The 15,401-nt window shown below is 64.2% G+C and carries 14 protein-coding genes; 6 read left to right on the top strand and 8 right to left on the bottom strand.

What is annotated here, in order from left to right; genetic code table 11:
• Positions 1–4: 4 nt before the first annotated feature.
• A complete protein-coding gene (locus N788_RS06180) occupies positions 5–847 on the top strand; it encodes an AraC family transcriptional regulator (protein ID WP_034222519.1) in 843 nt (280 codons plus the stop codon).
• A gap of 22 nt (positions 848–869) precedes the next feature.
• Here the strand turns inward: N788_RS06180 and N788_RS06175 are convergent, their stop codons facing one another.
• The 3 genes from N788_RS06175 to N788_RS06165 all read right to left on the bottom strand — a co-directional run bounded on the left by N788_RS06175 (position 870) and on the right by N788_RS06165 (position 3,267).
• A complete protein-coding gene (locus tag N788_RS06175) occupies positions 870–1,868 on the bottom strand; it encodes an RNA polymerase sigma factor (protein WP_051924430.1) in 999 nt (332 codons plus the stop codon).
• 78 nt (positions 1,869–1,946) lie between these two features.
• A complete protein-coding gene (locus N788_RS06170) occupies positions 1,947–2,615 on the bottom strand; it encodes a nitroreductase family protein (RefSeq protein ID WP_034222507.1) in 669 nt (222 codons plus the stop codon).
• 31 nt (positions 2,616–2,646) lie between these two features.
• The gene (locus N788_RS06165) at positions 2,647–3,267 is read right to left on the bottom strand and encodes a glutathione S-transferase family protein (RefSeq protein WP_034222504.1); all 621 of its coding nucleotides are present in this window, start codon (positions 3,265–3,267) and stop codon (positions 2,647–2,649) included.
• A gap of 76 nt (positions 3,268–3,343) precedes the next feature.
• Here N788_RS06165 and N788_RS06160 point away from each other — a divergent pair, with 76 nt between their 5' ends.
• Positions 3,344–4,315, top strand: coding sequence for a helix-turn-helix transcriptional regulator (locus N788_RS06160; protein WP_034222501.1), 972 nt, complete (start codon positions 3,344–3,346; stop codon positions 4,313–4,315).
• A 4-nt stretch (positions 4,316–4,319) separates the two neighbouring features.
• Here N788_RS06160 and N788_RS06155 read toward each other — a convergent pair whose 3' ends face one another.
• Positions 4,320–4,691: a VOC family protein gene (locus N788_RS06155; RefSeq protein WP_034222498.1), complete on the bottom strand. Its 372-nt coding sequence runs from the start codon at positions 4,689–4,691 to the stop codon at positions 4,320–4,322.
• Between the two features lie 80 nt (positions 4,692–4,771).
• Positions 4,772–5,743, bottom strand: coding sequence for a glutathione S-transferase family protein (locus N788_RS06150; protein WP_034222588.1), 972 nt, complete (start codon positions 5,741–5,743; stop codon positions 4,772–4,774).
• 194 nt (positions 5,744–5,937) lie between these two features.
• On the opposite strand from N788_RS06150, the gene N788_RS06145 reads away from it, so the two are divergent.
• Together N788_RS06145 and N788_RS06140 are read left to right on the top strand one after the other, a co-directional pair.
• Positions 5,938–6,138, top strand: coding sequence for a hypothetical protein (locus N788_RS06145; protein WP_152560402.1), 201 nt, complete (start codon positions 5,938–5,940; stop codon positions 6,136–6,138).
• 67 nt (positions 6,139–6,205) lie between these two features.
• Entirely contained in the window at positions 6,206–7,720 is a 1,515-nt protein-coding gene (locus N788_RS06140; protein WP_034222491.1) for a M20/M25/M40 family metallo-hydrolase, read from the top strand.
• 51 nt (positions 7,721–7,771) lie between these two features.
• Here N788_RS06140 and N788_RS14610 read toward each other — a convergent pair whose 3' ends face one another.
• Positions 7,772–8,389 (bottom strand): hypothetical protein, encoded by a 618-nt coding sequence (locus N788_RS14610; RefSeq protein WP_152560401.1) that lies wholly within the window; start codon positions 8,387–8,389, stop codon positions 7,772–7,774.
• A gap of 23 nt (positions 8,390–8,412) precedes the next feature.
• Complete coding sequence (locus tag N788_RS14335) at positions 8,413–8,631, bottom strand: type II toxin-antitoxin system HicB family antitoxin (protein ID WP_084695923.1); 219 nt, start codon at positions 8,629–8,631, stop codon at positions 8,413–8,415.
• Positions 8,632–8,776: 145 nt separating this feature from the next.
• Here N788_RS14335 and N788_RS13850 point away from each other — a divergent pair, with 145 nt between their 5' ends.
• Together N788_RS13850 and N788_RS14330 are read left to right on the top strand one after the other, a co-directional pair.
• The gene (locus N788_RS13850; protein ID WP_051924429.1) at positions 8,777–10,660 is read left to right on the top strand and encodes a S9 family peptidase; all 1,884 of its coding nucleotides are present in this window, start codon (positions 8,777–8,779) and stop codon (positions 10,658–10,660) included.
• Positions 10,661–10,711: 51 nt separating this feature from the next.
• Positions 10,712–14,386, top strand: coding sequence for a DEAD/DEAH box helicase (locus tag N788_RS14330; RefSeq protein ID WP_211250692.1), 3,675 nt, complete (start codon positions 10,712–10,714; stop codon positions 14,384–14,386).
• A gap of 40 nt (positions 14,387–14,426) precedes the next feature.
• On the opposite strand, the gene N788_RS14325 is transcribed toward N788_RS14330, so the two are convergent.
• Positions 14,427–15,347, bottom strand: a complete 921-nt coding sequence (locus tag N788_RS14325; protein ID WP_084695919.1) for an RNA-binding domain-containing protein — start codon at positions 15,345–15,347, stop codon at positions 14,427–14,429.
• Between the last annotated feature and the right edge of the window lie 54 nt (positions 15,348–15,401).

Below are 15,401 nucleotides of genomic sequence, written 5' to 3'. Positions count from 1 at the left end.
CCCCATGCCGACCCCGTCCGCGCCCGTCGACCGCCTCCAGGGCCTGCTGCAGCGCTTCAGCGTCAGCGCGCGCATGTTCCACAGCGGGCCGCTGTGCGGCATCAACGACTTCGACGACATCGGCCTCGGCCAGCTGCACCTGGTGCGTCGCGGTCCGCTGACGGTGCGGCACGAAGGCGAGGAGCTTCGTGTCGAACAACCCAGCCTGCTGTTCTACCCGCGTCCGCTGGCGCATCGATTCATCGCCGACGCCACGACCGGCGCCGACATGGCCTGCGCCAACCTCGACTTCAGCGGTGGCGCGGCCAATCCGATCACGCGCGCCCTGCCCGCCTTCGTGGCACTGCCGCTCTCGGCCCTGCCCCAGGCACCGCCGCTGCTGGACCTGCTGTTCGACGAGGCGTTCGCCCAGCGCTGTGGCCGCCAGGTCCTGGTGGACCGGCTGTTCGAAGCCGTGCTGGTGCTGCTGCTGCGCTACCTGCTCGACAGTGGCCAGGTCCGGTCGGGGCCGCTGGCCGGCCTGGGCCACCCGCAGTTGGCGAAGGCACTGACGGCCATGCACGAAGCGCCGGCTTCGGCCTGGACGCTCGAAAGCCTGGCCGCCGTCGCCGGCATGTCACGCAGTCGTTTCGCCGAAGTGTTCGCCGAACGCGTGGGCACGCCGCCTTCGAACTACCTGGCCGGCTACCGCATCACCCTGGCCCAGGACGCCCTGCGTCGCGGCGACAAACTCGACCGCGTCGCGCAACAGGTTGGCTACGGCAGTGCCGCCTCGCTGTCGCGCGCGTTCAGCGCGGCCTGCGGACTGTCGCCACGGCAGTGGCTCAAGGACGAACAGGCCGGCTGAGGCAGCCTGGGTGGCTGCGGGCTCACTTCGTCCGGTGGCGACGGCGCGAGCGAATCCGTTCGTAGGTGAGCAGCAGGATCGCCACTGAAAATCCGGCGGCGGCCAGCAGGAACTTCGCCGTCGACCAGTTCGCATGGTTGCCCCAGGACAACACCACCATGTACGTCGCCATCAGCGCGCCGTAGACGATGCCGTTGTGCACCAGGGACTGGCGCTCGGCGTCGCTGCGGGCCTTGCGCAGGTGCTGGCGCATTTCAAACCAGACCGCGCCGACCACCAGCGTGACCGAAGCGGCCAGGGCACCGAGCACGCCCAGGGCCGCCTTGACGCTCCAGCCGGTGGCCTTGGCCGCGGCGCCGGTGCCGACGGCGGCACTCGCGCTTCCCGAGCCCGCCAGCCCGACGCCCACCGCCACGGTGAAGGCCACGCCCGGCGCGCTTTCCCGCGCCACCGCGGACAGACGCTTGAGCAGCTGTTCGCGCAGCGCGTCGCGACCGCGCTGGAGCCGCTTGCGTACGGCGGCGTCGCTGATTCCCAGCAAGGCGGCGACGTCGGCGCTGCGTTCGCCTTCGCGGTAATAGAGCAGCAGCACGTCGCGGCTGGTTTCCGGAATCTCGTCCAGGGCTTCGGCGAGCAGCTGGGCCTGTTGATCGCGCTCATGCGAGTCCGCGGGGCCGTGCCCGGGCTCGGCGGCGATGTCGGCCAGCTGTTCGAGCGGATCCACCGGCGTTTCCCGGTAGCGCCTGGCGCGCACGTGGTCGATGGCGCGGTTGCGCGCGACCTGGCGCAGCCAGGGCAGGAAGCTCTGCGGGTTGCCCAGCTGGCCGCGGCGCTGCCAGGCGGTGAGGAAGGTTTCCTGGGCGATGTCTTCGCTGGTCTGCAGGTCGCGGGTGATCGCCAGTGCGACGCTGGCCACCATGCGCTGGGTGGCGGCCACCAGGCGGCCGTAAGCCACGGTGTCGCCGGCCTGGGCGGCAGGCAGGTCGCGTTCGATCAGGGTGTTGAGGATGTCGGGGCTCATGGGTGTGCTCGCAGGGTAGTCAACAAACCCTACGAACCAGGGCGGAAAGTGTGACACGCCGACCCGGGCGGCCCGGGCTCAGCGGAAACGGGCGAACTGGTCCAGTGGCTTGCGACGGATGTCCGGCACCTGGCAGCCGTCGGCCGGGTGGCCGACGACCAGCAGCAGGTAGGGCACTTCGTGGCGTGGGCGCTCGAGCAGCTCGTTGAGGAAGGCCATGGGGCTGGGCGTGTGCGTCAGCGTGGCCAGGCCGGCGTTGTGCAGGGCGGCGATAAGCATGCCGCAGGCGATGCCGGTGGATTCGTGCGGGTAATAACGCTTGGCCTTGCGGCCGTCGATCTCCGGGCCGGTGCGTTCGTAGAACACCGCGATCAGCCAGGGCGCGGTTTCCAGGAAAGGTTTGTGGTCGTCGGTGCCCAGCGGGGCCAGGGCTTCGAGCCATTCGTCCGGCGCCCGACGCTCGTAGAAGTCGCGCTCCTCGGCTTCGGCGGCGACGCGGATGCGCTGCTTGAGCGCCGGGTCGGACACCGCCACGAACGACCAGGGCTGCTGGTTGGCGCCGCTGGGCGCGGTGCCGGCCGCCTGCAGGCAGGCTTCGATGACCTCGCGCGGCACCGGCGTCGGGGCGTAGTCGCGCACGGTGCGGCGTTTGCCCAGCATCGCGGCGAACTCGCGGGCGCGCGCGAGGCGTTGGTCGTCGTCCATCGCCGGCGGTGGCGGCAGCGGGACGAAGGCGGCGTTGGTCATGGCGGTTCCGTAGCGGGACGATGCCCCCGTTTTACTGCGGCAGCATCGCCGCGTCGAGTTCACCGGCGCGGATGACGGCCGGATGCGCGCCGACGCGGTCGACGTAGGCCATGATCACCGGGTCCTTGGGCACGATGCCGAAGTCGGTGGTCCAGCGCAGGCCGATGCCCCAGAGGATGTCCGCGGCGGTGAGGGTGTCGCCCAGCAGGTAGTCGGCGCGCGCGAGCTGCGCGATGAGGGCGGCGATGACGGTGTCGTAGTCGCGATAGGGTGAGGTGGTCGGGTCGATGGGTTCGCGCTTGAAGGCATGGTCCATCAGCGCCGGCTCGAAACAGGCGCCGTAGAAGGCCAGCCAGCGCAGGTAGGGCCCGCGCTGCGGGTCGTCGAACGCGGGCGCCAGGCCGGCTGCCGGGAAACGGTCGGCCAGGTAGATGGTGATGGCGACCTGTTCGGTGATGACCGCGTCGCCGTGCACCAGGGTCGGCAGCTTGCCCAGCGGGTTGAGCGCCAGGAATTCCGGGGTGCGGGTTTCGCCCGCGGCGAAGTCGACCAGCTTCACCTCGTAGTCCACGCCGAGCGCTTCGAGCAGGGCGCGGGCCCCGGCGGAGCGCGACTTCGGGTTGTGGTGCAGCGTGAGGGCGGGCGTGGTCATGGCGATTCCTGCGTGGGAGGGTGGGCAAAGCCTAGCCTGCATTGCGGACAGTTTCTGTCCTCGATAGGCTGGCGTGGTGTTGTCCACCTCAGCCCGCCTGCTGCGCCTGGCCAGTCTGCTGCAATCGCGGCGGCACTGGTCGGGGACGGCGCTGTCCGACGAGTTGGGCGTGGACACCCGCACGATACGCCGCGACGTCGACCGCCTGCGCGAGCTGGGTTATCCGGTGGACGCCTCGTCCGGCGTCGGCGGCGGATATGCGCTGGGCCGCGGTGCCGACCTGCCGCCGCTGGTGCTCGACGATGACGAAGCCGTGGCGCTGGCGCTGGCCCTGCGCGCGGCCACGGCGCATGTCGGCGGCATCGAAGACACCGCGCTGCGCCTGCTCGGCAAGCTCGACCAGCTGATGCCCACGCGTTTGCGCCGGCGGAGCACGGCGCTGCACGCCGTTACCCTGTCGCTGCGCACCGGCCCGCCGCTGGTGGCGGCCGAACTGCTGCAGACCCTGGCCACCGCATGCCGCGACTGCCGGACCCTGGCGTTCGACTACCGCAAACACGACGGCACGTCCGGTCGGCGCGAGGTGCAGCCGCTTCGCCTGGCCAACTTCGGGCGACGCTGGTACCTGGTGGCCTGGGACACCGGGCGCGACGACTGGCGCAGCTTTCGCGTCGACCGCATCCAGGGCACGCCGCGGACCGGCGCCGCCTTCCCCGCCCGCGCCGTGCCGCCCGACGTGGCGCAGCGGCTCGAGCGTGGCATCGCCTACGCGCCGTTCACCTGCCGCGCCACCCTGCGGCTGGCGGGCAGTGTTTCCGAACTCGAAGCGGTGTTGCCGCTGTGGTGCGGCATCCTGGAGGCCGAAACGCCAACGCACAGCCTGCTGCGCATCGGCGCCGAAAGCCTGGACACGCTGGTCTCGCAGATCCAGCTGGTGACCCTGCCGGCCACGCTGGTGGAGTGCACGGAACCGGTGCCCGACATCCAACGCGCACTGACGCGCACGGCCGCGCTGTTCCAGCCAACGACGGCGAGCGCCGGGGCCTGAGCCCTCAGCGGTGCTGGTCGATCAGAACCGGATTGCCGTCGGGGTCAACCACCACGAAGCTGCCGGGGCCGCTGCCGGACTCGTCGACTTCCTTGTCCGGCGTGATGCCCTTGGCCTTGAGCTGGCGCTGCAGTTCGCGCACATCGGTGAAGGGGTCGACGTTCTGGCCGTTGTTGTCCCAACCGGGATTGAAGGTGAGGATGTTCTTCTCGAACATGCCCTGGAACAGGCCGATGACGGTGTCGCCGTTTTTCATGATCAACCAGTTGTGCTGCATCTGGTCGTGGAAGGCGGTGAACCCCAGCGCTTCGTAGAACGCGCGCGAGGCCTTGATGTCCTTGACGGCGAGGCTGACGGAAAAATTGCCGAGGTCCATGGGCGACTCCTGGTCACGGGTACCGCCCATCGTACGCCTGGCCGGGTCCCGGGCAATATGCCGATGGACCCTGCGGCCGGCTAACCGCGCCCGTGCGGCGCCTCCAGATCCAGCACCGGCCCCGCGGGCACGATGCGGGTGGGATTAATCATGTCGTGGCTCTGGTAGTAGTGGCCCTTGATGTGGTCGAAGTCCACCGTGCCGGCGACGCCAGGTACTTGGTAGAGCTCGCGCAGGTAGCCCGACAGGTGCGGGTAGTCGGCGATGCGGCGCAGGTTGCACTTGAAGTGGCCGACGTAGACCGGGTCGAAGCGGACCAGGGTGGTGAACAGGCGCCAGTCGGCTTCGGTGAGGCTGTCGCCGGCCAGGTAGCGGTGCTTGCCCAGGCGTGCGTCGAGCCAGTCGAGGGTTTCGAACAGCGGTTTGACGGCTTCGTCGTAGGCATCCTGCTGCGTGGCGAAGCCGGCCTTGTAGACGCCGTTGTTGACCTTGTCGTAGACGCGTTGATTGATCTCGTCGATCTGCGCGCGCAGCGCCTCGGGGTAGAAGTCGCCCGGCGTCGCACCCACGCCGTCGAAGGCGCTGTTGAACATGCGGATGATGTCGGCCGACTCGTTGCTGACGATGGTCTGGCGCTGCGTGTCCCACAGCACCGGCACCGTGACGCGGCCGGAGTATTCCGGGTCGGCCTTGAGGTAGACCTCGTACAGCCGCTTCGCGCCGTTGACCCGGTCGGGCACCACGCCGGGGCCGTCTTCGAAGGTCCAGCCCTGTTCGCCCATGACCCAGTTCACGACCGATACGTCGATCATCTTCTCCAGCCCCTTCAGGCGCCGGAAGATGAGCGTGCGATGGGCCCAGGGGCAGGCCAACGAAACGTACAGGTGGTAGCGCCCGGGCTCGGCCTTGAAGCCGCCCTCGCCGGTGGGCCCCGGCTTGCCGTCGGCGGTGACCCAGTGGCGGAACTGCGATCGGGAACGTTTGAACTTTCCTTCGTTGCCGTCGGTGTCGTACCACGTGTCCTGCCATTTGCCGTTGACCAGCAAACCCATGATGTCCTCCTGGCGTGCGTTTTCGATGACGCGGAAGCCTACGCGGGCATCAGGAAACAAAAGGTGACTCCAGGCCTGCACCAGGAGAAAGCATCGTTGCAGCTGGATTGGGTGGAATCGGCCCGATTCACGCGGGCGTAAGGCGCGCGGGCGCTACATGGCCCGGCGGCACCCCTTCCACACCGGAGTCCCCCATGAAAATAATCATCGTGCTGATGCTCACCCTGGGCCTGGCCGCCTGCGGCAGCTATGGCAGCCGCGGTTACTACGGCGGCTCCGCCAAGGCCGGTGGCGACACCGTGCTGGTTTGCCACAAGGGCAAAAAGACCATGGAACTGCCCCGCTCCGCGCTCGACGGCCACCTGGGCCATGGGGACCGTCGCGGTCGCTGCTGAGGCCCGGACACGTCAAAGTTCCTGCGGCATACTCGGCGCCTGACCCCTTCGGAAAGGTGCTTCGAGCATGCTGAGACATACCTTGGTGCTACTGGCGGCGAGCCTCGCTTCCGGCCTGGCCGCTGCCGCAACCCCACCCGCGCCGCTGATGCCGGCCGCCACGCGGGACGCGCTCAGCGAAGCCATTGCCGCAGACCACGACCAGGCATTGAGCCGGCTTCGCGAGTGGATCGCGCTGCCCACCATCAATGCCGAGAAGCTCAACCGCCAGGAAGGCGCCGAGCTGATGCAGCGCATGCTGCTCGATGCCGGCTTCGATTCCGCGCGCATTATCCCGACCGACGGCGCCCCGGGCGTTTTCGGGCGCCTCGACGCCGGCGCGCCGGTGACGCTGGCCGTCTATTTCATGTACGACGTCAAGCAATTCGAAGCGCACGAATGGAGCCAACCGCCGCTTGAAGGCCGGCTGGTGGATCGCGACGGCAAGACGGTGATGATCGCCCGCGGCGCCATCAACCAGAAGGGACCGGAAGCAACCCTGCTGACGGCGATCCGCGCCTTCAAGGCGACCGGCACGCCGCTGCCGGTGAACATCGTGCTGGTGGCTGAAGGCGAGGAAGAAACCGGGTCCGAGAACTTCGGCCAGATCACCGGCGACCCGGAGGTCGCCAAGGCCCTGGCCGGGGCGGTGGGCGTGATCCTGCCGGTGGCCTGGCAGGGCGACGACGGCGGCGTGGACATCTTCCTGGGCGCCAAAGGCGTAGCGGAAGTGCAGCTGGTGGCCGATGGCGCCACGTCGGGGCGCGGCCCGGGCATGGAGATCCATTCCTCGATGGCGGCGTCCGTGGAGAACCCGGCCTGGCGCCTGGTGAAGGCGCTGGACACGCTGGTGGCCGACGACGGCTACACCCCGGCCATCGACGGCTGGATGGACCACGTGCGGCCCCTTTCGAAGGAACAGGTGGCGATGATCGAGGCAGGCATCCGGCCCGGTTCCGAGGCGGCGGCCAAGAAGGAAATGATGGTGCAGGGATGGATCGGTGGCGAAGACTACCGAACCAGCCTCGTGCGGTTGGCGTCGCAGCCGACGGTGAACATCCAGGGCCTGGTCAGCGGTTACATGGGGCCGGGTGGCAAGACGTCGCTGCCGTCGCGCGCCGAGGCCAAGATTGATTTCCGGCTGGTGCCCGACATGCGCGCGGACGAGGTGGTGGCCAAACTGCGGGCCCACCTGGACAAGCGCGGCTTCCAGGACATTCAGATCGTGCCCGGCGGCATCTACGGCCCGACCGAAACCCCGGGCGACGCCGCCATCGTCGACGCCCTGGTGACCACGCTGGCCGCCGCCGACTTGCCGCACACGCTGAACCCGCGACTGGCCGGTTCCTGGCCCGGCTACCGCTTCACCGACCCACCGGTGTCGCTGCCGGCCGTGTTCGTCGGCATCGGCCAGGGCGGCCAGGCGCACGCGCCGGACGAGTGGTACCTGATTGAGTCGAACGACCCCAAGGTGGCCGGCATTGATCGGCAGGCGCTGTTCTACGCGGAGTTCCTGTACGCGTTGGCGAAGACAAAGCGCTGAGCGCCGGGCGATCGGCGGATGGCCCTAGCCAGGGAAGGCTGGGCTCACCGGTCAATGCATGCGCCCATACCTCTGCTTGAGCTCTTCGGCCTGCTGGGCCGTCGTATAACCAAAGCGGCGCACGTCGACCCCGCCGAACTGCTCGTCGAACATCGAGACCAGGTACGCGGAGCCTTCCGCAACGCGGCGCATGCGGTCATTGGCCAGCGCATTCGCCCACCGTGCCGACGGACCTTCGCTTTCTGCGGGCAAGGCCTCCAGTACACGACGAATGGTTTCGTCGAAATGCCATTGCTGGCCCAGGTCCTGCTGCACGCCCTTGATCGTCTGGTCATCGGACACGGACTTCGCCATGCTACGGCGAACCGTTACGGAGATTGGGCCCAAGGTCTCCCAATAGAGCTGCATGCCTTCAGAAAAGCCATTGCGGCAAGCCGCGGGATCCGGGAGTGATCGGGCCAGTGCAGCGCCTTCGCGGGCCAGGCGGGCCTTGGAAGCCATCAAGGCGCGCAAATAGGCATCCCGTTTTTCGACAGCCGCCTCGGAGCGAGCCACGAGATCAGCATTCAGATCCGGAGACTCGCAGTAGTCGAATCGCTCCGCCTCCTTCCAGCCAACGAGTGGCTTGGCGGATGAAGACTCATCGGCTGCACAGCCTGCAAGCACCATCAAGACGAAGAGGACAAGAGCCCTCACTGCGAAGCAGCCACGTCCACATATTCCACGCCGGTAGTGGCTGGTGGAATGGGGCCCCCGTCTTCACGCATACCAGCAAGATGCATCTCGATGGCTTTGCGCATCCGTCGCTGGACCTCCTCCGCCGAACCGCCCAGAGCAACACATCCAGGCAAGTCGGGGGCCCAGGCACCGAAGCTGTTCCCGGACCGCTCGATAACAATGGCATAGCGCATGGAGTTCATCTCCAGAGACGACGCTGCCAAAGAATGCCCCCTTGGATAAAGAGGCGCAACGAAGGCCCGCCCTTGAGAAAAATTCCCGGCCGGTTTCGCCCACCTGATACGTTGGCCCCTTCACACTCCGGGGAGGGAGCCACGCATGTCCACGCCGATCCGAGTTGCCCTTGCTGCTTCGCTGCTGCTGGCCGCCCTGCCCGGGCTGGCCAAGGACGCGCCTTCCGCCGAGGATGCCGATCTCGAAGCCCGCATCACCGCCATGGCGCGCATGGCCAGCGCCACAGGGCCGCAGTATTCGCCCGACGGGCAGTGGATTGCCTTCCACACCAATATCAGCGGCGTGTCGCAGGTCTGGCTGCTGCCGGTCGAGGGGGGTTACCCGCGGGCGGTGAGCGCCGGGCCGGATGCCGCCAACGGCGTGCGCTGGTCGCCCGACGGTCGGCTGGCTTACGCGGTGTCGCCGGGCGGCGGTTACAACGCCCGGCTGCTGCTGACCACGACCAAGGGCACCGACACCGTCGCCATGGACGACGACGGCGAGGCCAATACCTTCCTGGGTGACTTCGCCGACGACGGGCGTTACCACTTCCGCAGCAATGTGCGGAACCCGTCCACCACCGACGCCTGGATCTGGGACCCGAACACCGGCAAGGCCACGATGGCCTTCAAGATCAACGGCTTCGGCGGCATCGCCGACCTGCAGGGCAAACACGCGCTGGAATGGGAGTTGGTGACCCGCGGCAACCTCAACGCCTACCGCCGCAACCTGGACACCGGCGAACGCGTGCTGCTGACGCCGCACGAGGGCAATGCCGAACTGTTCGGCCAGTTCGGGGCCGATGCGGCCACGGTTTACCTGGGCAACAACCTGGGCCGGGACAACATGGTGTTCGGGCGCGTGGACATCGGCGCCGACGGCACCGTGTCGGCGCCAGTGACGCTGGCCGAACGCGACGACGCCCAGCTCGACGACTTCCTGCTGGCCGACGACGCCAGCTTCGCCCTGCTGGTGTGGAACGTGGCGGGCCGCCATGAAATCGAGCGCATCTCGCTGCCCGACGGCAAGCGCAGCCCCCTGCCCGCCGCGCCGGCCGAACTGGTGTATTCCGCTGACATCTCGCCCGACGGCCGCCACGCCGTGCTTTCGCTGGCCGGCAGCAAGGCGCCGGCCGACCTGTGGCAACTGGACCTGGCCAGCGGCGAGTACACCCGCCTCACCTGGAGCCCGCACCCGGGCGTGGACCTGGACACCCTGGTGAAGCCGGAGCTGCGCACCTACGACTCCTTCGACAGCCTGGAGCTGTCGGGCTGGCTGTACCTGCCCAAGGACTTCCAAGCCCCCGGCCCGGTGGTGCTGAGTTTCCACGGCGGCCCCGAAGGCCAGGAAGTGCCCGCCTTCCGCAGCGACTACCAGGCCCTGCTGGCCAGCGGCATCGCCGTGTTCGCGCCCAACATCCGCGGCTCGTCCGGCTTCGGCAAGGCCTTCATGGCCCTGGACAACCAGGCCGGCCGCTTCGACGCCAACAAGGATATCCAGGCCACCGCCGACTGGCTGGTGCGCGAAGGCATCGGCGCCAAGGACCGCCTGGGCATTATGGGCGGCAGCTACGGCGGCTACGCCACCATGGTGGGCGTGACTGAGTTCCCCGACACCTTCGCCGCCGCGGTGAACCTGTTCGGCATGGTCAACTTCGAAACCTTCTTCGCCCAGAGCGAGCCGTGGATGGCCGCGATATCAACCAACGAATACGGCGACCCGAAAACCCAGGCGCAGCTACTGCGCGACCTGTCGCCGATCCACAAGCTGGACCGGGTGACCACGCCGCTGTTGGTGATGCATGGGGCCAACGACACCAACGTGCCGGTAGTGGAGGCGGAGCAAATCGTCGAGACACTAAAGAAGCGGGATGTGACCGTGGAGTACGTGCTGTTTCCTGACGAAGGGCATGGGTGGCGAAAGGAGGCGAATCGGGTGCGCTCGACGCTGGCTTTGACACGTTTCTTCCGATTGAACCTGGCCAAATAACCTCACGCACTCGGATCCGGCAGGCAGGCCCATCCCCTGGGGAGGTTTGACTTGAGTACTGAACCCATTCGTTTTCTTGGCCGGGTCCTTCGCAGGACTGATGAAGACAGCTTCGCTGTTTATCGCGCCGCACTAGAGTGGGACCTTGAAGATCCTATCGTCATCGAATCGCGGGACGACTTGCGGTCTGAGTCTCGATGGACAGAGTCTGTAAAGCCTTACAGCCATCAAGTATCGAACCTGATCACCTTCTGTAGGAGGTTGCCGGTAACACTTCTTGCCGACGACGTCGGTTTGGGGAAGACGATTAGCGCTGGGCTTGTTATGAGCGAACTGCAGTCGCGCCAGAGACTTGCTAGGACTCTAATAGTCTGCCCGAAGCTTCTTGGCCCACAGTGGCAGGAAGAACTACTCACGAAGTTCGGCATCGAATCCGTACTCGCGCTCGGTAAGGATTTGCTAGATGCAGAGCCACTGCCGGGGAGCGCAGTAATAACAACGTACAACTCGGCACGACTTTACCTAGAGAGACTGCCCAGCGACCGCTTCCAGATGCTTGTCCTCGACGAAGCTCACAAACTACGGAACCTTTACGGAGTAGAAAAACCGCCTCAGGTAGCGAAGGTATTTCGAAAGGCGCTTGAGCAGCGCAGATTTCGCTTTGTTCTGATGCTGACAGCGACACCCATTCATAATCGGCTTTGGGACATCTACTCCCTAGTTGATCTACTTACCGTTGCGCGCGGACACAAGAACCCTTTCGGAACAGAAGGCGTCTTCGCAAGACGATTCATCGCGGATAGCCGTGACAAAGCACGCCAACTTAGAGAAGACGCGCGCGATGAATTCCGATCGATTGTCTACTCGTATATGTCGCGCGTCCGACGTGGCGATGCAAAACTGTACTTCCCTGATCGACGAGTGCAGATGCATCGGGTGATGCCGACAGCGGGCGAGTCGAAGCTGATCGCAATGGTTGGATCGGCTATCCAGCGCATGAACAAGCTGGCGCAGATATCCATCCTGCAGGCGCTGGCAAGCAGCCCGGATGCCCTATCCGCTCAACTCCGCAATATGGCCAGGAACGGGACTGTTCCCCCAGCATTGAGCGCAGATGTAGAAGCACTTGCCCGATCTATGCCGCCAACGTCGAAGCTACGTGGACTACTACAGCTTGCAAGCCAACTGCAGGCTGCTAATCCGTCGGGGTGGCGGATGGTCGTGTTCACAACGAGAGTCGAGACTCAGACAACGATTCGTATGCATCTTGAGAACAACGGCATACGCGTCGGGACAATCAACGGCAGTACAGCGTCTCGGAATGTTGAGACCATAAGAGAATTCAGGCAATCGCCGCCGGGACTGAACGTTATTGTCTCGACAGAAGCCGGATCGGAGGGCGTTAACCTTCAAGCGGCAAACGTACTGGTGAACTACGATCTGCCGTGGAATCCGATGATCGTTGAGCAACGTATCGGCCGAATTCAACGCCTCGCATCAGAGCACGCGCTGGTAAATGTCTTCAACATAACGCTGCAAGGCACATTCGAGGAATATATCGTTGGCCGACTGCTTGAGAAGCTGCAAATGGCGTCCCACGCCATCGGCGATATCGAATCCCTCCTGGAAGCCTCCGGCATGGACGACGAGGGCAAGTCTCTTGAAGACCACATTCTTGCCTTGGTCCTGGACTCGCTCCAGGGTAAGGATACGCAACGGGCGACACGCCTTACTGAGGAGAGCATCGAGAGGGCCCGGATCGAGCTTGAAGCTGAACAAGAGAACATAAACTCGCTACTCGGTTCCGCCGATGACGCCAGGACTCGTGCTGAGGCAAGGCCACCAAAGTTTCCCCCTCTAGTTCGATCGATGACACACGAGGACTTCACAATTTCCGCGCTGCGAAGCCTTGGTGCTGTAGTTAGCCAGAGCGATAACGGTACCTGGATAGCCGAAGAAGACCGTACTTTGAATCGCCTACGCTTTAATGAATCTGGCGATCCAAGAGCCACCCTCTATGCGCCAGGGTCCGCCGCGTTCAGTCGCCTTGTCGACCGCGTGGTCGCCAGCGGTTGCTGCAGAATAGAAGATGAAGATCATGATGCCCGCGAGACCGTCGCAAACCTGGTGAACGAATGGCTAAGTTCGTTTGACGCATGCCTTGAAGATGTCAAGCTTACGGATGTTGATACGGTCTTCAGTGGATCAGCGCTCCTTCGCGTACGTGCGACGGTCGCCCACGACAGCTACGAGCGCCTTGTGGATGCGGCGTGCGATCCGAGCGAACACCGGCGCCGCATCCCCGGCGGGGATCTCAGTCCGATCCCTGCACTCATCGAGTCCGCAACCGAGATTGGCGCTCAAGCCGAGAAACTTGCTGATGCCGCTCTGAATGACCCCGGCGTCGCAGAGTTCCGTAGGTTCTACCTTGACAGACGACGGCTTGAACTCGAGTCAGCAGGGGACGAAGATCGAAAGCGCAAGAAGCTGGAGGCGGACTTCACACCAAGAGTGGAGGCCGAGCTAGTTGGTCTCAGCGGAAGAGTGTGGCGGGAGGCGATCGCGACTGTCAGATACTCAATAGATGGATCTGGAACGTTCTCTAACGCGATTACCGTGCGTCCAAGCGACCAAGCAGTGCTCTCCCAGCCCCCTTTCGCCACCTGCGCCGTTAGTGGCCGGCGAGTGCCCGAGACCTGCCTGGCGAAGTGCGATATTTCTGGTGCGATGGTTTTGCCCGGTCTGCTCGTACAGTCCCAGGTTAGCGGTCGTCGAGCATTGGAGATGAACACTGCGCGGTGCGCGGAGTCCGGAAAGCTGGCTTTATTGGACGAGCTCGCACAGTCGGCCGTGAGCGGACTTCGCGCACTGTCAGGGCTGATGAGACGCTCTGATGTAAGCGGTCGCCTTGCTGAACCACGGCATTTCCAGAGATGCGAGTTCTCCGGCGCAGAGTGCCTATCTGATGAGCTTGGTGTCAGCGAGCTGAGCGGACGGAAGTTCCGTAAGGATCAGATCTCACGATCTGAACAATCCGGGCGCACAGGCCACACCTCGGAGTTCACGACTTGTTCGGAAACTGGTGCAATACTCATCGAGTCGGAAGGCGAGCGTTGCGGCCTTTCAGGTTCGTTCGTTCGAGCGGGCATCCTTGAGGCGTGTGGCGTCTCCGCGAGAAGGGTTTTACCGCGGCTGCTTCATACATGTTCCGTGACCGGAACACGTGCAATCGGCGAGCATCTTGTTCAAAGCAGCATCGGCGGCGGGATGCTTTTGACTTCGGCGGCGACTCGCTCGAAGGCTGGCAAGTTTTGCACGCCAGACGAGACTCAGCTTTGTCAGTGGACTTCGCGCACTTTTCACCCTGACGACCTACGCACTTGCCAGCTCCTCGGCATACCAGTCCATTTCGAACACACGGCGGGCTCCCCGCCGCAACTGAAACCTCTGCGTGATCTCTTGGACGGGGTAACCCGCGGCAATGCGCTCGAATCCGAATGGACAGATATCGCTCGCCTCTTGTCGGTCGAATCTGGGCGACGAAGCGCCGTAAAAAATGCCGTGGCGTCTAGCGACGGCTCGAGAGTTGCCATCTACGCAGACGCAAAGTCACTTCTTGGCCTGCGTTCCCACGTCGTCGGGGCTCTCTATTGCCCAGCCTCGCGCAACCTGATTGGAAAGATAGTATCCGGCAAACGTGAGCGCGGTGAATGGCGGCCGGAGTAGTTGGAACCGGACGGTCCAACCTAACGGAGCTACGCCACCACTAATTCTGACCGGCCATCCTATCTCGCGCATTTTGAAAGAAGGCGTTGTCCACCTTATGCTGCTGCACTAACCAGTTTGCAAACTCATCGCTATATTGAGGCGTGCCAAATTTTGGCTTATGAAAGTAGCGGAGATCAGCATCCACTTTGTACACACGCCGCACACTCAGTAGGTCGCGGGAGTTAATATCGACCCCTTGCGGCAGCATCGCATTTACCACCCTTATCAGTTCAGTTTGGCGATAAGGGTAGGTCTTGTCTTGATCGATCAATCGATAGCCCGGCGCATTGGGGTCATCTACAAGCCGAACCGGAGTCGCTGACTTATCAGAGGACTCCACAACCTCGCCTGCGAATACAGCGATGGCAGAACCCGGTGGCGCCTTTACAACCTTCTTAACGCCGTCTAGCCACTCGCGACGAATGGCATCCACATACTTGTCGAAAGCATTACGCAGATCTTCACTTGTTCCAGGCTCGCTTTTAGCGCCATGCCTGAAGTAGATCTGCCCCACAGAAAATGCGTTCTTTTGCTTCTTCTGCTCGGTCTCGTAAGTTCCAACATGAGAAAAAACAACAGGAACTTTCGAAGGCGATATCTCAAAGACCGCGATCTTCCGTCCGATCTTCTGCGCCTCGTAAATTTCGATTCCGTCGAATTGAGTTCCGGTGTACTTCCGAATCTTATCGACGATGACCGCATGATCAAGGGAAACAGTTTCGTCGACTGAAGCCCCAGAGGGCGATCCGTTATTCTCCAAACCAACAACAATAACTCCACCGCCAGAGTTGCTCATCGCAACAATGTCTTTGATTAGCTCACACCATTCGCCGGCGGAAGACGGGTCCAAAGATCGCTTGAACTCTACGTGCTTCGATTCTCGCTTTGCCTTCAATGCCTTGTCGATTGCCTCAGGCATAGCGATTCTCCAGGGCGCTCACAGCACGTTAGAAGAGAAGAACTTAGCGCCACT

Origin of the sequence: Arenimonas donghaensis DSM 18148 = HO3-R19 (assembly GCF_000743535.1) — a bacterium.
Taxonomy (GTDB): Bacteria; Pseudomonadota; Gammaproteobacteria; order Xanthomonadales; family Xanthomonadaceae; genus Arenimonas; species Arenimonas donghaensis.
This window is presented reverse-complemented; position numbering and strand designations above follow the sequence as displayed.

What these genes read in the sequence shown, in the direction of transcription:
- N788_RS06150 (WP_034222588.1), bottom strand. Translation starts at nt 5,743, where the DNA reads ATGGGTTTGCTGGTCAACGGCAAATGGCAGGACACGTGGTACGACACC.
- N788_RS06170 (WP_034222507.1), bottom strand. Translation starts at nt 2,615, where the DNA reads ATGACCAACGCCGCCTTCGTCCCGCTGCCGCCACCGCCGGCGATGGAC.
- N788_RS06175 (WP_051924430.1), bottom strand. Translation starts at nt 1,868, where the DNA reads ATGAGCCCCGACATCCTCAACACCCTGATCGAACGCGACCTGCCTGCC.
- N788_RS14335 (WP_084695923.1), bottom strand. Translation starts at nt 8,631, where the DNA reads ATGCGCTATGCCATTGTTATCGAGCGGTCCGGGAACAGCTTCGGTGCC.
- N788_RS14325 (WP_084695919.1), bottom strand. Translation starts at nt 15,347, where the DNA reads ATGCCTGAGGCAATCGACAAGGCATTGAAGGCAAAGCGAGAATCGAAG.
- N788_RS14610 (WP_152560401.1), bottom strand. Translation starts at nt 8,389, where the DNA reads ATGGTGCTTGCAGGCTGTGCAGCCGATGAGTCTTCATCCGCCAAGCCA.
- N788_RS06180 (WP_034222519.1), top strand. Translation starts at nt 5, where the DNA reads ATGCCGACCCCGTCCGCGCCCGTCGACCGCCTCCAGGGCCTGCTGCAG.
- N788_RS06140 (WP_034222491.1), top strand. Translation starts at nt 6,206, where the DNA reads ATGCTGAGACATACCTTGGTGCTACTGGCGGCGAGCCTCGCTTCCGGC.
- N788_RS06145 (WP_152560402.1), top strand. Translation starts at nt 5,938, where the DNA reads ATGAAAATAATCATCGTGCTGATGCTCACCCTGGGCCTGGCCGCCTGC.
- N788_RS06155 (WP_034222498.1), bottom strand. Translation starts at nt 4,691, where the DNA reads ATGGACCTCGGCAATTTTTCCGTCAGCCTCGCCGTCAAGGACATCAAG.
- N788_RS13850 (WP_051924429.1), top strand. Translation starts at nt 8,777, where the DNA reads ATGTCCACGCCGATCCGAGTTGCCCTTGCTGCTTCGCTGCTGCTGGCC.
- N788_RS06165 (WP_034222504.1), bottom strand. Translation starts at nt 3,267, where the DNA reads ATGACCACGCCCGCCCTCACGCTGCACCACAACCCGAAGTCGCGCTCC.